At 50.0% G+C, this 16,858-nt stretch carries 14 protein-coding genes; 6 read left to right on the plus strand and 8 right to left on the minus strand.

Annotation, left to right across the window (positions count from 1 at the left end; translation table 11 throughout):
• The first annotated feature begins 61 nt into the window (after positions 1-61).
• The gene (locus ACY652_RS00445; RefSeq protein ID WP_462268196.1) at positions 62-1,186 is read left to right on the plus strand and encodes an NADH-quinone oxidoreductase subunit D; all 1,125 of its coding nucleotides are present in this window, start codon (positions 62-64) and stop codon (positions 1,184-1,186) included.
• Between the two features lie 137 nt (positions 1,187-1,323).
• Here the strand turns inward: ACY652_RS00445 and ACY652_RS00450 are convergent, their stop codons facing one another.
• The 5 genes from ACY652_RS00450 to ACY652_RS00470 form a co-directional block, all read right to left on the minus strand.
• Complete coding sequence (locus tag ACY652_RS00450; RefSeq protein ID WP_462265952.1) at positions 1,324-3,045, minus strand: alpha-amylase family glycosyl hydrolase; 1,722 nt, start codon at positions 3,043-3,045, stop codon at positions 1,324-1,326.
• A gap of 97 nt (positions 3,046-3,142) precedes the next feature.
• A complete protein-coding gene (locus ACY652_RS00455) occupies positions 3,143-5,455 on the minus strand; it encodes a glycoside hydrolase family 65 protein (protein ID WP_462265953.1) in 2,313 nt (770 codons plus the stop codon).
• A gap of 15 nt (positions 5,456-5,470) precedes the next feature.
• Positions 5,471-5,845 (minus strand): endonuclease domain-containing protein, encoded by a 375-nt coding sequence (locus tag ACY652_RS00460; protein ID WP_462265954.1) that lies wholly within the window; start codon positions 5,843-5,845, stop codon positions 5,471-5,473.
• Positions 5,846-5,868: 23 nt separating this feature from the next.
• Positions 5,869-6,525 (minus strand): beta-phosphoglucomutase, encoded by a 657-nt coding sequence (gene pgmB, locus ACY652_RS00465; protein ID WP_462265955.1) that lies wholly within the window; start codon positions 6,523-6,525, stop codon positions 5,869-5,871.
• A 330-nt stretch (positions 6,526-6,855) separates the two neighbouring features.
• Positions 6,856-8,718 carry a glycoside hydrolase family 13 protein gene (locus ACY652_RS00470; RefSeq protein ID WP_462265956.1) on the minus strand — a complete coding sequence of 621 codons (1,863 nt, stop codon included), beginning with the start codon at positions 8,716-8,718 and terminating at the stop codon, positions 6,856-6,858.
• Between the two features lie 163 nt (positions 8,719-8,881).
• On the opposite strand from ACY652_RS00470, the gene ACY652_RS00475 reads away from it, so the two are divergent.
• From ACY652_RS00475 to ACY652_RS00495, 5 genes are all read left to right on the plus strand, one after another.
• On the plus strand, positions 8,882-9,397 hold the full coding sequence (locus ACY652_RS00475; protein ID WP_462265957.1) for a thermonuclease family protein: 516 nt from the start codon (positions 8,882-8,884) through the stop codon (positions 9,395-9,397).
• 252 nt (positions 9,398-9,649) lie between these two features.
• Positions 9,650-12,091: a penicillin acylase family protein gene (locus ACY652_RS00480; RefSeq protein WP_462265958.1), complete on the plus strand. Its 2,442-nt coding sequence runs from the start codon at positions 9,650-9,652 to the stop codon at positions 12,089-12,091.
• 1 nt (position 12,092) lies between these two features.
• Positions 12,093-12,455 (plus strand): hypothetical protein, encoded by a 363-nt coding sequence (locus ACY652_RS00485; protein ID WP_462265959.1) that lies wholly within the window; start codon positions 12,093-12,095, stop codon positions 12,453-12,455.
• 260 nt (positions 12,456-12,715) lie between these two features.
• Entirely contained in the window at positions 12,716-13,702 is a 987-nt protein-coding gene (locus tag ACY652_RS00490; protein ID WP_462265960.1) for an acyl transferase, read from the plus strand.
• A gap of 66 nt (positions 13,703-13,768) precedes the next feature.
• Positions 13,769-14,482, plus strand: coding sequence for a PH domain-containing protein (locus tag ACY652_RS00495; protein ID WP_462265961.1), 714 nt, complete (start codon positions 13,769-13,771; stop codon positions 14,480-14,482).
• Between the two features lie 35 nt (positions 14,483-14,517).
• Here the strand turns inward: ACY652_RS00495 and ACY652_RS00500 are convergent, their stop codons facing one another.
• From ACY652_RS00500 to tyrS, 3 genes are read right to left on the minus strand one after another with little or no spacing between them, the layout of a single operon-like run.
• Positions 14,518-14,970 carry an RES family NAD+ phosphorylase gene (locus ACY652_RS00500; protein ID WP_462265962.1) on the minus strand — a complete coding sequence of 151 codons (453 nt, stop codon included), beginning with the start codon at positions 14,968-14,970 and terminating at the stop codon, positions 14,518-14,520.
• Positions 14,970-15,464 (minus strand): type II RES/Xre toxin-antitoxin system antitoxin, encoded by a 495-nt coding sequence (gene parS / locus ACY652_RS00505; protein ID WP_462265963.1) that lies wholly within the window; start codon positions 15,462-15,464, stop codon positions 14,970-14,972. Before parS ends, ACY652_RS00500 begins: the two co-directional genes overlap by 1 nt.
• 37 nt (positions 15,465-15,501) lie before the next feature.
• Positions 15,502-16,785 (minus strand): tyrosine--tRNA ligase, encoded by a 1,284-nt coding sequence (gene tyrS / locus ACY652_RS00510; protein ID WP_462265964.1) that lies wholly within the window; start codon positions 16,783-16,785, stop codon positions 15,502-15,504.
• Positions 16,786-16,858: the final 73 nt, after the last annotated feature.

Consider the following 16,858-nt stretch of genomic DNA (forward strand, 5'->3'; position numbering starts at 1 on the left):
GGGCTGGGGGGCAGCCTACGACCGTTACAAGCAAAAGATAGCAACGGCTGCTACCGAAGATATGGTGCTGAACATGGGGCCGCAGCATCCTTCCACGCATGGTGTATTGCGGCTGGAGCTGATTACTGACGGTGAGGTGGTGAAAGAAGTAATACCCCACATGGGCTACCTGCACCGCTGCTTTGAGAAACATGCGGAGAACCTTACCTACCAGCAAACCATACCTTTTACCGACCGTATGGATTACCTGGCCTCGATGAACAACAGCCATGCCTTTGTAATGGGTGTGGAACGGATGCTGGGCATCGATAAAGACATACCAAAGCGAATCGAGTACATCCGGGTACTGGTTTGCGAACTTAACCGCATTGCCTCGCATTTAATTGCGCTGGGTACCTATGGTATCGATATAGGCGCCTTTACTCCATTCCTGTGGTGTTTTCGCGACCGTGAGCATATCGTAGGTTTGTTGGAGTGGGCTTCCGGCTCGCGGATGCTGTATAATTACATTTGGGTGGGCGGCCTGTTTTATGACCTGCCTGTGGGCTTTGAAGAGCGCTGCCGGGAGTTTGTGGATTACTTTAAACCAAAACTTACCGAACTTAACGAACTGCTGACCAATAACCAGATCTTCATTAGCCGCACTGCTAACGTGGGTGTGTTACCGATGGATGTAGCCATTCAGTACGGCTGTTCGGGGCCGGTGCTAAGGGGGTCGGGGCTGAAGTGGGATTTGCGCCGGGTAGACAGCTATTCGGCCTACCCTGAACTGGAATTTGAGGTGCCCATAGGCCGTGGATTAATGGGCACCGTAGGCGATTGCTGGGACCGCTATAAGGTTAGGGTTGAGGAAGTTGAGCAATCCCTGCGCATTATTGAGCAATGTATCGACCGCCTGCAAAAAGACCTGAAACGTACACCTGATTTTGACCCCAGGGCCAAGCTGCCGCGCAAGCTTATCCCCAAGGCGCAGGATTATTACATGCGTGCCGAAGGCGCAAAAGGCGAACTGGGTTTTTATTTTGTAGCTGACGGCCGCACAGAAGTACCCTTCAGGGTGAAGGCCAGGGGGCCAAGTTTTAACAACCTTTCGGTACTGCCCGAAATATCCAAAGGGGTACTGATTGCCGACCTGATCGCCATTATCGGTTCCATCGATTTTGTGCTGGGCGAGGTAGACCGTTAATCAGCAGATAACCTGTTACTGGAAGTGTTTAGCCCTGTTTTCCGGTCTGAAATGCCCGTATATCGGACCTTATTCATCCATAAAATTCCATAAAATGTTATAAACGGCCATAAACTGCTTTTTTTGCTACCTCAACTTCAAAACTTTAACAGCATACCGCTCATGGCCGGCAGGGTTACATCTATGCCACTACTAATATCCGTTGTGCTGAATCTTTGATCGCTTAACAAGTCCTTAAATTGCTGGGCACCGGTCAGGTGCAATTGCTGCAACAGGTCGGGCGGCAGGTGTAGCTGCAAATGCTGCTGGGTGCGGTTAAAGTTGGTAACCACCAGCACACGCTCATTATCTGTATAACGCAAATACATATATAACCGGGTGTTGAAGCCGGGCGTATGCTCGTTGGCTATCATCAGCTCATAAAACTTACCGTTCCGCAGGGCATCATTGTTCTTTACGGCATTGAGCAGGCGGCTGTAAAAGCTGTGCAGTTGCTTTTGGCTGTCGCTTAGCTGACCGCAATCAAACGCACCCTTGTTTAGCCACTTCTGATGTTCGGGTACGCCCCAGTAATCAAAAATGGTGGTACGGCCATCCTGCCCGCTAAAACCTTCGCTGCCTGCGCCCGGCTCGCCGGACTCCTGGCCAAAGTAGACCATCACCGGGCCGCGGTTAAGCGTAGCAGTTACCACCATTCCCGGCAGGGCCAGCATCGGGTCGCCGGCAAAATCGGGGCTGGCAATGCGCTGTTCATCATGGTTTTCCATAAAGCGCAGCATGTGCTCGTCAATATCCTTGCTGTCGTGGTTCCACACGGCATTAATGCCCCAGGTATTGGTATGCGGGTCGTTCTGCGTTAAGCGCCTGATGGTATCATACAAGCCCACTTTATCATACAGGTAATCAAACCCGCCGTTAGAGATGTAATCGCGGTATTTACCGGCATCATAGGCTTCGCCGATGAAGATCAGGTCCGGAAACTCCGCCTTTAAACGCGCAGTTACCCAATGCCAGAACTCGGTGGGTACCATTTCCACCATATCGCACCGGAAACCATCTACTCCCTTTTGCGCCCAGTAATGCAGTATGGCGTGCATCTTAAACCACAGAGGCGGCACAGGCTCAAAGTGCGGGGTACGGTTGTTCAGGTAGTCTACGCCGTAATTGAGTTTTACCGTTTCAAACCAGTCGTTAATGGATGGTGTGGCGCTGAATACATCATTCCCGGTGGCCTTAGCGGGATTCTCGCTGAACTTGCCATCCTTCAACGGGCTATGAAAGCCATCCCCACCCGGATTATACCCGCCGGGAACCGTAAAGGGCTGGCCGGGGGTATAATAAAAATCATTATTCGGATCGAAAGCCTTAGTATTATCATCATCCTGCCCGATGTCGCGCACACCGGCAGGCTTTGCATCAGAAGAATAATGGCGGGCCACGTGGTTGGGTACAAAATCCATCAGCACCTTTAAGCCGTTGGCATGGGTACGCTTAATCAGCGCCTCATATTCGGCCATGCGGTGGGGTACCTCAACGGCCAGGTCGGGGTCTACATCATAATAATCCTTTATGGCATAGGGCGAACCGGCACGGCCCTTTACCACGTCCGGGTCGTCGGGCGGTATGCCGTATTTACTGTAGTCGGTCATGGTGGCGTGCTCAATTACGCCGGTGTACCACACATGGCTAAAGCCCATGCCTTTAATTTGCTGCAGGGCCTTATCGGTAATGTCATTAAACTTACCCGAGCCGTTTTCTTCTATCGGGCCGTAATGCCGGTTTACCGTTTTAGTGTTACCGAACAAACGGGGCAGCAGCTGGTAAATAATCAATTTATGTGAAGGTGATGATACTTCCATGTGGCGTTTCTTTTTCGCAGGCAAACTTTGTGCGTACACGGTACCCTGCAATAAAAGCAGGAACAGCAGGCAACAGTAAAGTTTGCGGCTTTGCATATTAATTACTTTCGATGAAGGTTTCCTTATCAGCCTCCAGCTTGTGCGCTTTGCCGTAAACCAGCACGGTAAGTTCCTGGTCGGAAGCATTGGTGATCTGTACGCCCGCCTTGCTTACCTTAACATTCAGCAGTGCGCCACGAAAGCCCACATGGAATGAAAATGACTGCCATTTGGCTGGCAGGAAAGGCTGGAACGACAGCTTATCCTCACGTACCCGCATACCGCCAAAGCCTTCTACCACGGCCATCCAGGTGCCTGCCATTGAGGTGGTATGGCAGCCGTCCTCGGTATCATTGTTATAATCATCCAGATCGAGCCGGGAAGTGCGCAGATAAAACTCGTAGGCACGGGCTTCGTCGCCCAATTTAGCGGCTAATATGGCATGTACGCAGGGAGATAACGAAGATTCATGCACCGTGCGCGGCTCGTAAAAGTCGAAGTTGCGGCGGATGGTATCCATATCAAACCTATCCTCAAAAAAGTAAATCCCCTGCAACACGTCGGCCTGCTTGATGAAGCAGGATCGCAAAATACGGTCCCAGCTCCATTTCTGGTTGATGGGCCTGTCAGTTGCAGGCAGGTCTTTCACCAGCACCTGCTCCTTATCCAGGTAGCCGTCCTGCTGCAAGAATACCTGCTGCTGTTCATCATACGGGTAATGCATCTTTTCAACAATGTCGCTCCACTTACTGGTTTCGGCTGCTTCATCAAAACGGATACGGCTGCTTAATTCCTGGTATTTGCCGTTGTCCGCAGCCTTCACCTTTTCAATCACTTCCGTAGTATATTGCAGGCACCAGGCCGCTAAGGTATTGGTATACCAGTTGTTGTTGATGTTGTTCTCGTACTCGTTAGGCCCGGTAACGCCTAACATCACGTACTGCTGCTTTGCTGCCGACCAGTTGACCCGCTGCGCCCAGAACCTTGCGATGGCAATCAGCACTTCCAGCCCATAATCGGTCAGGTACCGCTCGTCGCCGGTGTAGCGCACATAGTTGAAGATGGCGTAGGCAATCGCCCCGTTGCGGTGAATTTCCTCAAAGGTGATTTCCCATTCGTTGTGGCATTCGGTACCATCCATGGTTACCATGGGGTACAGGGCGGCACCATCCTTAAAGCCCAGCAGTTGTGCGTTTTCAATAGCCTTACCTAATTGTTTATAGCGGTACAGCAACAGGTTGCGGGTTACCTTTTGGGGAGCTGTAGCCAAATAGAAAGGCACACAATAGGCTTCCGTGTCCCAGTAAGTAGAGCCGCCGTATTTTTCGCCGGTAAAACCTTTGGGGCCGATGTTCAGGCGGTCGTCTTCGCCGGTATAGGTTTGATTGAGCTGGAAGATGTTAAAACGTATGCCCTGCTGTGCTGCGGCATCACCCTCGATAATAATATCGTTGTGCTTCCACTTTTCGGCCCAGGCTGCGGCCTGTTCGGCCAGCATCGTATTAAAACCTTTCCGGCTGATGCGCTGCAACGTTTCCCTGAGTTTGGGTTCCAGTTCTGCTGCCGGATGGTTTTGCGACGACAGGTTAGCGGCGTACTTATAAATAGTAATCGCCTGCCCCTGCTGTGCCTCCATCTGAAAAGCAGCACCTATGTACTTTTCCTTTTCTATGTTTTGAGGTTCAGGTGTGATTGTATTACCCTCAACCGTAACGGCATACTGCATACCGGTTGCCACCTCGAAGCCGGTCTTTTTGGTGCGCAGCTGTACAAAGCCGCCGTTTTCGAAACTGCCTTTCTTTACTTCGTCCCAAAACTTTTCGTCGTAGTTGGAATCCTTATTTTTCACGTCCCCGTCGATATATGGCTCTATACTAAGCGTGCCCGAAAAGTTAACCGGGATAAGCGTGTACCTGATGGCCCCCGCCTCATCGTCTACCATGCTGCAAAAGCGTACCGACTCTACTTTAACTTCCTTACCCTGTTTGGTTACGGCAGTAAAGGTTCTTTTCAGGTAGCCTTCCTTCATGTTCAGTTCGCGGCTGAACTGGCTTACTTCGCAGGTATTCAGGTCCAGCAGTTCACCATCAATGGTTATATTGATACCGATCCAGTTGGCGGCATTCAGTACCTTGGCAAAGTACTCCGGGTAGCCGTTCTTCCACCAGCCCACCCGTGTCTTATCGGGATAATACACCCCGGCCACGTAGTTGCCCTGCAGCGTATCGCCGGTATACGTTTCCTCAAAGTTTGCCCGCTGGCCCATACGGCCGTTGCCCAGGCTGAATATACTTTCTGATACCTTATTATAATGCGGATTGAAGCCCTCTTCAATGATGCTCCACTCGTTAACCCCAATGTAATTCTTCATAGGCCCCCCAGCCCCCTAAAGGGGGAGTTTTATGTGTTGTTTTATTATATTTAATACTTGATGTATGTTTTGAAACAGTTGTTCGTTGGTAAAACGTATAACCGTCAAACCATCGCTTTCTAAGTTGTGTTGCCGTTCAATGTCATTTGCAATCACCTCGGGTTTAAGATGGATTCCTCCATCTAACTCTATCACCAACTGACATTGGTGGCAATAAAAGTCGGCAATATAGATACCTAATGGGTGCTGCCTCCTGGATCTAACGCCTAACTGCTTACCTTTTAAATGACCCCATAAAAGCATTTCTGCGGGGGTCATTTGATTACATAAATCAAACGCTCTCTGATAAATCAGTCTATCAGCCCCGAATGACATTTTAATCTTCGCCATAACAGCAAACTCCTGTTCCCCCTTCAGGGGGTTAGGGGGCGAAGTTGTTCTACCGTTATTTTATCTAACCCGCTAATTACCTTATCTGCTTCCGTAAGCACCTGCGGATCACCTACCCCAATCGCTTTCATATCGCCGTTTTTCGCAGCCTCAATACCGGCAATGGCATCTTCAAACACCACGCAATCGGCCGGAGCAACACCTACGGCTTCGGCACCTTTTAAAAACACTTCGGGGTCGGGTTTGGGGTTGCTTACCTTATTGCCATCGATAATGGCATCGAATAGGTTGACCAGCTGGATTTTTTCCAGTATCATCATAGAATTCTTACTGGCCGAGCCTAAGGCCGTTTTTAACCCGGCGGCACGGCAACTGATCAGAAATTCCTTTGCACCCGGCAAAATCTCGTCGGGCTTCATCTGCCCTATCATCTCCACATACCAGTTGTTTTTACGGGCGGCCAGCTCCTCCTTCTCCGCTTCGGTTTTGGTAACGCCGCCCCACTGCAAGATCAGCTCAAGCGAACGGGTGCGGCTTACGCCTTTCAGCTTCTCATTGTCATGCTCGGTAAAATCGAACCCTAATTCGTTGGCCAGGCGCTTCCAGGCTTTGTAATGGTATACGGCGGTATCTACAATCACCCCGTCGAGGTCAAATATGCAGGCTTTAATGGTATTCATCGGGTAGTGTATTAAGCGCTTGTTTTAAATTATAAAAAGTTGTCATTTCTGCCCTACGGTCGAAATAATGGTATGTTTATTTCGCCAATAAAATTTGGCGTTTATATACAAAGCTAATCCAATTACGTCATTGCGAGGAACGAAGCAATCCCCGACTTACAGAGCCGCTTTGCATATCGAGGATTGCTTCGTTCCTCGCAATGACGCACGGTGTTTTGTGTTTATTTGTCTTAGAACACATGATCATAACCGTTTAGGTTGACTTTGTACATAAATGCCGGAGATTTAATCAGGCTACAAGTAATTATAAGCCTTGCTAAACTATGTAAATTAACGGGTATTACCGGGCAGCAGTTCCAAAACCAGCGTACTTTTCGGTTTCAGGGTCAGGCTGCCCAGATCAGTGGTTTCCCCGGTGATCACATTCTGTGCCTGTGTTGCCCTGCCGATGCGTTCGCTGTACCGGCCGGTGGTCAGGGTTTCCTCTTTATCATTACTGTTATAAACCACCATTACGGTTTTCTGCCCATCGTACCTGAAATATACATATACATTGTTTTCGGGTATGTATTGCATCAGCTTTCCGGTTTGCAGGGCCGGGGTAGCCTTGCGGTAATTAGCCAGTCTGCGCACATAATCAAAGGCATCATTCTCCTTTTTGCTGCGGCCCTGGGCGGTAAATTTATCCTGCTTGTCGCCGGTCCATCCGCCCGGAAAATCTTCCCTTACCAAGCCATCAGGGTTCGAGAAATTTTTCATCAGTATCTCATCTCCATAGTAGAGCTGCGGGATGCCGCGCAAAGTTAACAGCAGCGCCATGCCCGATTTGTATTTATTGATGTCCTCACCCACTACCGACAACAGCCGGCTCATGTCGTGGTTATCCAGAAAGATTACGTTGCGGGCAGCATCCTGGTACAAAAAATCCTGCGCCAGTACTGCGTACAAGCGGTTCACGCCATCCGTCCAGCCCGGTTTTCCGTTTAACGCTTCATAGATGGCATCTTTAACTACCCCATCGGTTACCCCCGGCAGGTGAGTATCAAAGCCACGGTTAACGGTATTGCCGCCGGTAAAAAACGCCTGGTTAGCGGCCGACCATACCAGCGTTTCGCCATAAATAGACAGGTGCGGAAACTCGGCCTGTACCTTTTGCGCCCAGTCGGCCATGTAGGCGGCATCATTGTAGGGGTAGGTATCCAGCCGGAAACCGTCGATCCCTGCATACTCTACCCACCAGATATGGTTTTGGGTAAGGTAGTTCTGCACGTAGGGATTATTCTCGTTCAGGTCGGCCATGCGGCGGTCAAACCAGCCGTCGAGCATCTTTTTCTTGTCGGCAGGCGCGCCGTGCGGGTCCATCACCGCCATATCCCTGAAGTTGGAGTTGGTAAACACAGGCCACTGGTGCACCCAGCTTTTCATCGGCATATCCTGTATCAGGTAGCTTTCGGTACCGATATGGTTATGCACCAGATCCTTGATCACCTTGAGGCCCATACTGTGGCAGCGCTCCACGTACTGGCGGTATAATTCGTTGCTGCCGTAGCGGGGGTCTATCTTGTAATAATCCGTTACCGCATAGCCATGATAAGAGGCCTGCGGCTCATCATTCTCAATTTCGGGCGTCATCCAGATGGTGGTTACCCCCAAATCCTTCAGGTAATCCAGGTGGTTCACCAAGCCTAAAATGTCGCCGCCATGCCGGCTGAACATCGAATCGCGGTGCAGGCCGGTTTCGCGCATGGTGCTCACCACGTCATTATTGGGGTCGCCGTTGGCAAAGCGGTCGGGCATCAGCAGGTAGATCACATCCTTGCCGGTTACTCCCTGCGCCCGGTTGGCCGCCTTGTTACGGGCCTTTAAGGCGTAAGTATAGGTTACCTCCTGTTCGCCGGCTTTGGTAAACCGGATAGGGAAGCTGCCGGGTTTGGCGGTTGCCGAGATTTGCAGGTCTAAAAACAGGTAATTCGGGTTCTCTGCCTTGTGCACCGCCTTCAGCTTTACACCGGCGTAGCTGAGCGTGGCCTGGCGCTCGCCTATGCGGTTGCCATGTACCAGCAGTTGCAGATTCGGGTTGCTCATGCCTGCCCACCAGTTCATGGGCTCGATGCGCTCCAGTGCGGGCATTTGCGCTTTTACACCGGTGGCAGCGAACAAGATCAGCCCGGCGGCTATCAGCATTTTTTTCATAAGTAGTTGTATATGAGCATTAAATAGTTCGGCCGATGATGCCTGAACCATGCATCAAAATTAGAATAAATTTTTGCAGCTTGCTGCTGAAGGACTGAAATGTTTAGCTGAAAGCCAAACATATATACCTGTATAATAATTGTACCTACATTAACCAGCCGCGATGATCAAAAAGTTACTTCTGCTAACTGTACTATTACTGGGCTTTCTTGCCTCCTGTGAAACAAATACGGATAAAAGCCTGTACAAGGTAATCAAGATAAAGGACGGCGATACCATTGAGATTTTGAGCAGCGACAACCAGCCCATCGCGGTGCGCCTGGCCGAGATTGACTGCCCTGAAAAAACGCAGGCCTTCGGGCAGAAGGCCAAACAGTTTACCGCTGAATTATGCTTTGGCAAGCGGGTACGCATCAGCAACGGCACGCGCGACCGCTATGGCCGCACCGTGGCCGAAGTAACGCTGGAAGATGGCACCAATGTGAACCGCGAACTGGTAAAGAACGGCTATGCCTGGCAATACACCGCCTACTCTAAAAGTGCCGAACTGGCCGAATTACAAGAGGAAGCTAAGGCGCAGCACCTGGGGCTATGGTCGGCATCGCGGCCCACACCGCCCTGGCTATACCGGAAGCACAAGCGCAATAAGCGGCAGCCGCAATATGATTATGCCGAATAGGTTGATTGGTCATTGGTCATTGGTCATTGGTCATTGGTCATTGGTCATTGGTCATTGGTCATTGGTCATTAAGGTGAATTGAGTTGACAAAATAGTGTTTTGAGGAATGTGCAATACCCTTTTAAATGAAGGACTGATTTGATAGCCTGTATGAAAGCCCTCACCTCTGCTGTTTCCTTTAGTTATAAGAACGACAGTAATCGCTCGCCTAATAAATATCTTATATCTTCGCTTTCAAACCCTGCTTTATTCATGAAAGTATTTAAAGCGTTATTTTTCCTGAGCATAACCGGGCTGCTGCTCTGGGCTTTGCAAACCAAATTTGGCCAGGTACCGCCGGTGGGCACCTTTTTGAACCCCACCACTGGTTTCTGGCAAAATGCTGAGAGCCTTAAGCAGAAAGACGATCAAAATTTAAAACTGGATGGATTAACCGGCCGCGTTGTAGTGCGGTTTGATGAGAACCACATTCCGCATGTATTTGCCGGTAACGATCACGACCTGTATTTTGCCCAGGGGTATCTTACTGCCCGCGACCGCCTGTGGCAGATGGACATCCAAACCCGCAGCGCCGCCGGCCGCCTGGCCGAGGTAGCCGGGCCGGGCGCATTGCCCGCCGACCGCTACCACCGGCGTATGGGCATGGTGTACGGCGCCGAACGTACCATTAACGAAATGATGCAGCACCCCGTAACCCGGAAAATGCTGCTGGCCTACACCGCCGGGGTAAACAGCTACATCCACTCGCTTTCACCTGCCGAATATCCCATTGAATTTAAACTGCTGGGCTATGCGCCCGAAGAATGGAAGCCCATCAATTGTGCATTTTTGCTAAAGCTGATGTCGGAAACGTTAACGGGCGGCTCGGATGAATTTGCCATGAGCAATACGCTCAGCCGCTTTGGTCCGGATACAGTTAAAAATCTTTTTCCGGATTACCCCTATCGCGAAGAGCCTGTTATTCCTAAAAATACGCCCTGGAATTTTAAGCCGCTGCCCATCCCCAGGCCGTCCAACAGCTTTCGGCAACAGATGCGCTCACACCTGAAAACACAGCCCATTGCCGATGGCATTGGCAGTAATAACTGGGTAGTGAGCGGCCGTAAAACGGTTACCGGTTACCCTATGCTGGCCAATGACCCGCATTTGGGCCTGAGCTTTCCGTCCATCTGGTACCAGATACAGTTATCGGCTCCCGGTGTAAACGTAAACGGCGTTTCGCTGCCCGGCGCACCAGGCATTATTGTAGGCTACAACCAGCAGGTAAGCTGGGGCGTTACCAATGTAGAATCTGACGTACTGGACTGGTACCAGATAAAATTTAAAGACCAAAGCCACAATGCCTACCGGTACAACAATCAATGGAAAGCCGTTGAAAAACGCATTGAAGTAATTAAGGTGCGGGGCGCCGCAAATGTGGTTGATACGGTATTATATACCCACCACGGGCCGGTAGTATATACGGACACGGTGCAAAAGGGCGGGCCTCAACGATACGTTGACATACCTGTAAATGCGGCGCTGCGCTGGATTGCGCATGACCCATCAGATGAATTTATGACGTTCTACCTGCTCAACCGGGCTAAAAATTATCAGGATTACCGGAAGGCGCTTACCTTTTATACAGCCCCCGCTCAGAATTTTGTATTTGCCGATGCCGGAAACGAAATTGCCATGTCGCCTAATGGTAAGTTTCCGCTGAAATTTAAAGAACAGGGCAAGTTTCTGATGGATGGCAGCGACCCCGGCAACGACTGGCAGGGCTGGATACCTGCCGACCAGAACCCCGTAGCCAAAGATCCGGCCCAGGGGTACCTGGCTTCTGCTAATCAAACCTCTACCTACCCCAGCTACCCTTACTATCTGCATTGGGAATTTGGCAGTTATCAGCGTGCTAAACGGTTAAACAACCGCCTGAGCGCCATGAAGCACATTACGGTAGACAGTATGCGCCTGTTGCAACTGGATGATTACAGTATACATGCCTGCGATGTATTACCTGCATTGTTAAAACGCATTAACCCTGCCCAGCTTACCGCCGTACAGCAACAGGCTTATCAGGTATTAAAAACCTGGAACCTGCGTTTCAGCAAGGATGCCGTTGGCGCTACTCTATTCCAGCTTTGGTGGCAAACGCTGGATGGAATGATCTGGGATGAGTTTAACAGCAATGCAAACATGCCGTTGCGCCGCCCCTCGCGCGACCGTACCGTAGAACTGATTTTAAATGAGCCGCGCTCCCGCTGGTTTGACATAGTCGCAACGCCGGGCAAAGAAACCATAGATGATGTGGTGAGCAGCGCCTTTAATACTACCGTTGATGAACTGGTGCGGCAGCATGGCAAACCTGGCGAGCGCTGGGCCTGGGGCAGCATTAAAGGTACGCATATCGATCATTTGAGCAGGCAGCAGGCGTTTGGCACCGGCAAGTTTTTAATCGGCGGGGCCGGAGGCGTTGTAAATGCCGTAACGGAAACTACCGGCCCTTCCTGGCGCATGGTGGTGCAGCTGGGGCCGCAGGTAAAGGGGTATGGCGTATTCCCCGGAGGCGAATCCGGCAACCCGGGCAGCCCTTATTACAAGGATATGCTGCAAACCTGGAAGGACGGTAAACTGAATGAGCTGCTCTACCTGCGCTCGGCCGGTGAAACATCCAAACGCATTAAATCATCACTCACGCTAAATAAGAAATAACATGCTCATTATCATCATATTTGCATTGGTTTTTGCCTGTGGCTTCTTTCTGCCCTGGTGGGTGCTGGCTATCATCTGCTTTGCCGCTGCCTTTTGGCTGGCCCGGTCCGGCAGCCAGGCATTTTGGTCGGGCCTGCTGGCGGTAGCCATTGCGTGGATGCTGCTGGCACTGTTTCAAAGTATGCCTAACAACCATGTGCTGGCTTCGCAGGTGGCTACGCTGTTTTACCTGCCCAACTGGATGCTGCTGTTGGCCATAACCGGGCTGATTGGCGGTTTAGTTGGCGGATTTGCAGGTGCAGGCGGCTATTGGGTGCAACAGGCATTCGGCCGCCGGTCGGCAGAGGATGAGCAGCCGGAATAGTAACGCCAGCATTCAGATAAAATATAAATTCAACCCAACACGTCTTTCAACCGCAGGGAGACATCTTCTGCTGTAAACCGGCTTCTTGAAGAAAATTTCTCCTGCGGTCGAAATGACAGGGTGGAGTATATCATGTAGTGGAAACATTTATTCCTATTCAACAATTAGCTGAGGACTGTACTTGTAACTGCACCAACCAATATTTAATAAGCCATTAGCGTTAATTACTGCAAAAGGTGCTGGTGTTGTATATTTGCACCATGCAAAAGCCGCTACTACAGCAAATATTTTCTATTGCCGATAAGCAGCAATTTGAACAGGCCGCCCTGCAGGTTTTCGGGTATCAGGCTGCGGCTAACCCGGTATATGCACAATTTATAAACGGCTTAGGAATTACCGCAGCCGAGGTGCGGCATATCGGCCAGATCCCCTTTATGCCGGTTGAGTTCTTTAAATCTCATGCTATCATCACAGATCATCAAACACCAACCGTTACGTTTACCAGTTCGGGCACTACCGGCATCGTAACCAGCCGGCACCCGGTTGCCGATGTAAGCTGGTACGAAAACAGCTTCCGCAAGGCATTCGAATTGTTTTATGGCCCGGTTACCGGTTACTGCGTACTGGCGCTCCTGCCCTCCTATTTAGAGCGCGAAGGCTCATCGCTCATTTATATGGCGGCTGATCTGATTCAGCAGTCCGGCCACGCCGATAGCGGCTTTTATTTGTACAACCATGAAGATCTATACCAGCAGTTACTGAAACAACAGCAGGCCGGTCAGCCTACGCTGTTAATTGGTGTTACCTTCGCTTTGCTTGATTTTACAGAGCAGTATCAGCTTCAGTTTCCTGAACTTGTGGTTATGGAAACCGGCGGCATGAAAGGGCGCAGGCACGAAATGATACGTGAGGAATTGCACACGTTACTGAATGCCGGGTTTGGCACCCGCGCCATTCACTCTGAATATGGCATGACCGAACTGCTGTCGCAGGCTTATTCCAAAGGTGAAGGTATTTTCAACTGCCCGCCCTGGATGAAGATCATTACCCGCGACACCAACGACCCGCTGCAATTATTAGGCACGCAGGCAACCGGGGGCGTGAACATTATTGACCTGGCCAACATCAATTCCTGCTCGTTTATTGCCACGCAGGATTTAGGCCGGGTATATGCCGACGGCTCTTTTGAGATACTGGGCCGCTTTGACAATGCCGACATCCGCGGCTGTAATCTTTTAGTGGCCTGAGTATGTTCGATTTGTTATGCTGAAGTTTTTAGTATTTTTGAGCAAATAAGTAACCATCAACATCCGATGATTGAAAAGTTTTTGAATGACCAGCAGGACCCTAAAGCGGTTGAAAAAGTATATTCCCGCCTTAACGACCTGCTAACTACCGATGAGCAGATCATCTATATTGCCACCCAAAAAAAGCCGCTGGTTAATCTTTTTCCCGATTGTGTGGCACTAACCAACAAGCGTATCCTGTTCTTCACACCCGCTAACCTTGGGCTTTCCATTAAGTTTATTGATTTTGTGTGGAAAGATATTGCTGATGTAAATACTAAAGAAGAAATTATTGGAGCCATTTTTAGCGCCACCACGGTTAACGGCTCCGAAATGGGTGTAGATTACCTGCCCAAAGTGCAGGCCCGTAAACTGTACCAGTATTCGCAGGAACGCAAGGAAGCCGAGCGTGAAGCACGGCGCCTGCGCGAATTGGAAGAGAAACGAGCCGCATCGGGCGCATTTCAGTATGACAATGCTAACCGGCAGCCGGAAGAAACACCTGCGCCCACCCTTGCCCCACAACCTCACTTTAATGCGGTGCAGGCATTTACGCCTGCACCGCCTGTGCAACAGCCGCCGGTTCAGGCGCAACCACCGGTAGCAGTCGAGCCGGTGGCCCCGCAAAAACCTGATGAACTTACCGAAAAATTAAAAAAGCTGAAAATGCTGTTCGACAACAGCCTGATTTCGCAGGAAGAGTATAACCAGAAGAAAATGGAGCTTTTGAGCGAATTATAACAAAACTGCCTGCGGTATTACCGCAGGCAGTTTTGTTATAATAACCGGTTGTCAAAGGCAAAAGTATTCTTCTTTAGCAGCTTCACTCTATTAACCAGGGGATGCTGAGGATTCAATATAAAATTAAATTCTTCGTTTACAATGGCCGACGGTACTTTGAGCAATAGGTATTTGCCATCACTTAAAAACTGATCGCCCAGTTGCTTAAGCTGTACAGGTTCAGGGTATTCGTTCCAGCCATCAGGCAACTGGTCGACGGCTAAAGACAGCACGTTATCCTCCGGAACCTCTACAGTGGCAATGCAATAATCAGCAGGCAGTAAGCCGGGCGGTATATGCACCAGCACTTCCAGCACGGCCAGCGCCCTTGATGATGCCATGTAAACGGCCGGCTTGCCGATGCTGTTCCACCGGCCACCGTATAACCGGGCGCCGGTACCGCTTAAATCTCCGGCATAAGCACACTTGCCTAAACGATAAAGCACCATCAGGCAAAAATGCCGTGCTCAATACGGCCCAGTTCTTTGAATATCATATCAAATCCAATGGAAGTATCCAGTAGCGAGGCAGGTGTTTCGCCTTTATAGATATGCGCCGGCGTACGCATCCACTGCTTAAATTTATCCATAGAGCCAAACACCTCCTGGCCACGGCTGTACAGGCGGGCCAGTTCAATGGCTTTTTCGGCGTATTCGGTTTTGATGATGGCTGCATCTTCATACCGCTGCAAGGTACGGTCAGAGATGTGCATTACCCCGGCCAGTTCCTGTAAGGTGAAAGATATTTTTTGCGCCAGCGAAAGCAGGGTTTTTTTGGGCAAACCCTGCCGGGATAACTTCAGAATATCAAAATCTGTTGCTACACTGGTTGCCTTAACACCGTTAAGTAACTGGTAAAACGGAACGGGTGAACCTATGGGTAAGTAAGCTGCCATAGGTTCATTAACCTCCTGTACGGATAATTGTTTCTTTTTGTACGACATTTATCCAAAAATAAATACAAAATGTCGCATCCGCAAATTATTCGGCAATAATTAAAAAATAATTGCGCTTGCCTTTCTGGGCAATCAAAAACTTCTGATTGATTAACTGTGTGTCCGTATACTTTTCATCGATGGCCGGTATCTTCACTTTGTTTAAAGATACGCCGCCGGCCTGAATCATTTTTCGGGCTTCGCCTTTTGAATTAAAAACGGCCGTTTTGGCACCCAGCAGTTCTACCGCATTTATTCCCGGCGCCAGCTCTGCTTTGCTGATTTGAAATTGCGGCACCCCTTCAAACAAGCCAACCACCTCGTTATCAGTCAGTTCATTCAAAAACTCGATACCGGTACCGCCAAATAAAAATTCGGATGATTTGATGGCCTTTTCGTACTGCTGCTCCCCATGCACACGAACGGTGATATCCCTGGCCAGGGCCTTTTGCAAGCCGCGCTGATGCGGTGCGCCTGCATGTTCCGCTTCAAGCGCGGTGATGGTTGCCTCATCAAGCAATGTAAAAATGCGGATGAAGGTACGGGCATCATCATCGCTGGCGTTGAGCCAGAACTGATAAAACTGGTATGAAGAGGTCTTTGCCGGGTCGAGCCAGATGTTGCCGCCTTCGGTTTTGCCGAATTTGGTACCATCCGCTTTCTTAATCAGCTGCGTAGTTAAGGCGTACGCCTCGCCGCCATCCTTACGGCGGATTAACTCGGTACCGGTAACAATGTTGCCCCACTGGTCGGAGCCGCCCATTTGTAACGCACAATTCTTATGTTTCCACAAATAGTAAAAATCAAAGCCCTGCACCAGCTGGTAAGTAAATTCAGTAAAAGACATGCCGGTATCGCCGCTCAGGCGGTTCTTTACGGAATCCTTGCCCATCATGTAATTTACGGTAATATGCTTACCCACATCACGGATGAAATTCAGGAAGGAAAAATCTTTAAACCAATCGTAATTATTCACCATCCCGGCACTATTGGCGCCGCAGTTAAAATCCAAAAATTTTTCGAGCTGCGCCTGTATACCTGCCAGATTGTGCTGTAAGGCATCTTCGGAAAGCAGGTTGCGCTCCTGCGATTTTCCCGATGGATCGCCCACCATACCGGTGGCCCCGCCTACCAGTGCGAACGGCTTATGCCCCGCACGCTGAAAATGAATCAACGTCATGATCTGCGCCAGGCTGCCTACGTGTAAGGAATCGGCAGTAGGATCAAAGCCGATATAGCCCGAAGCCATGCCTTTGCTCAGTAAATCTTCAGTTCCGGGCATTATATCATGCAGCATACCGCGCCAGCGCAATTCTTCAACAAAATTCATCTTTAAGCTATTATAAATTCAACCCGCAAATATATAATATTCAACCGAACAGGCAGCTTCGGTAAAGCGCACC

The organism is Mucilaginibacter sp., from assembly GCF_965200995.1.
Classification (GTDB): domain Bacteria; phylum Bacteroidota; class Bacteroidia; order Sphingobacteriales; family Sphingobacteriaceae; genus Mucilaginibacter.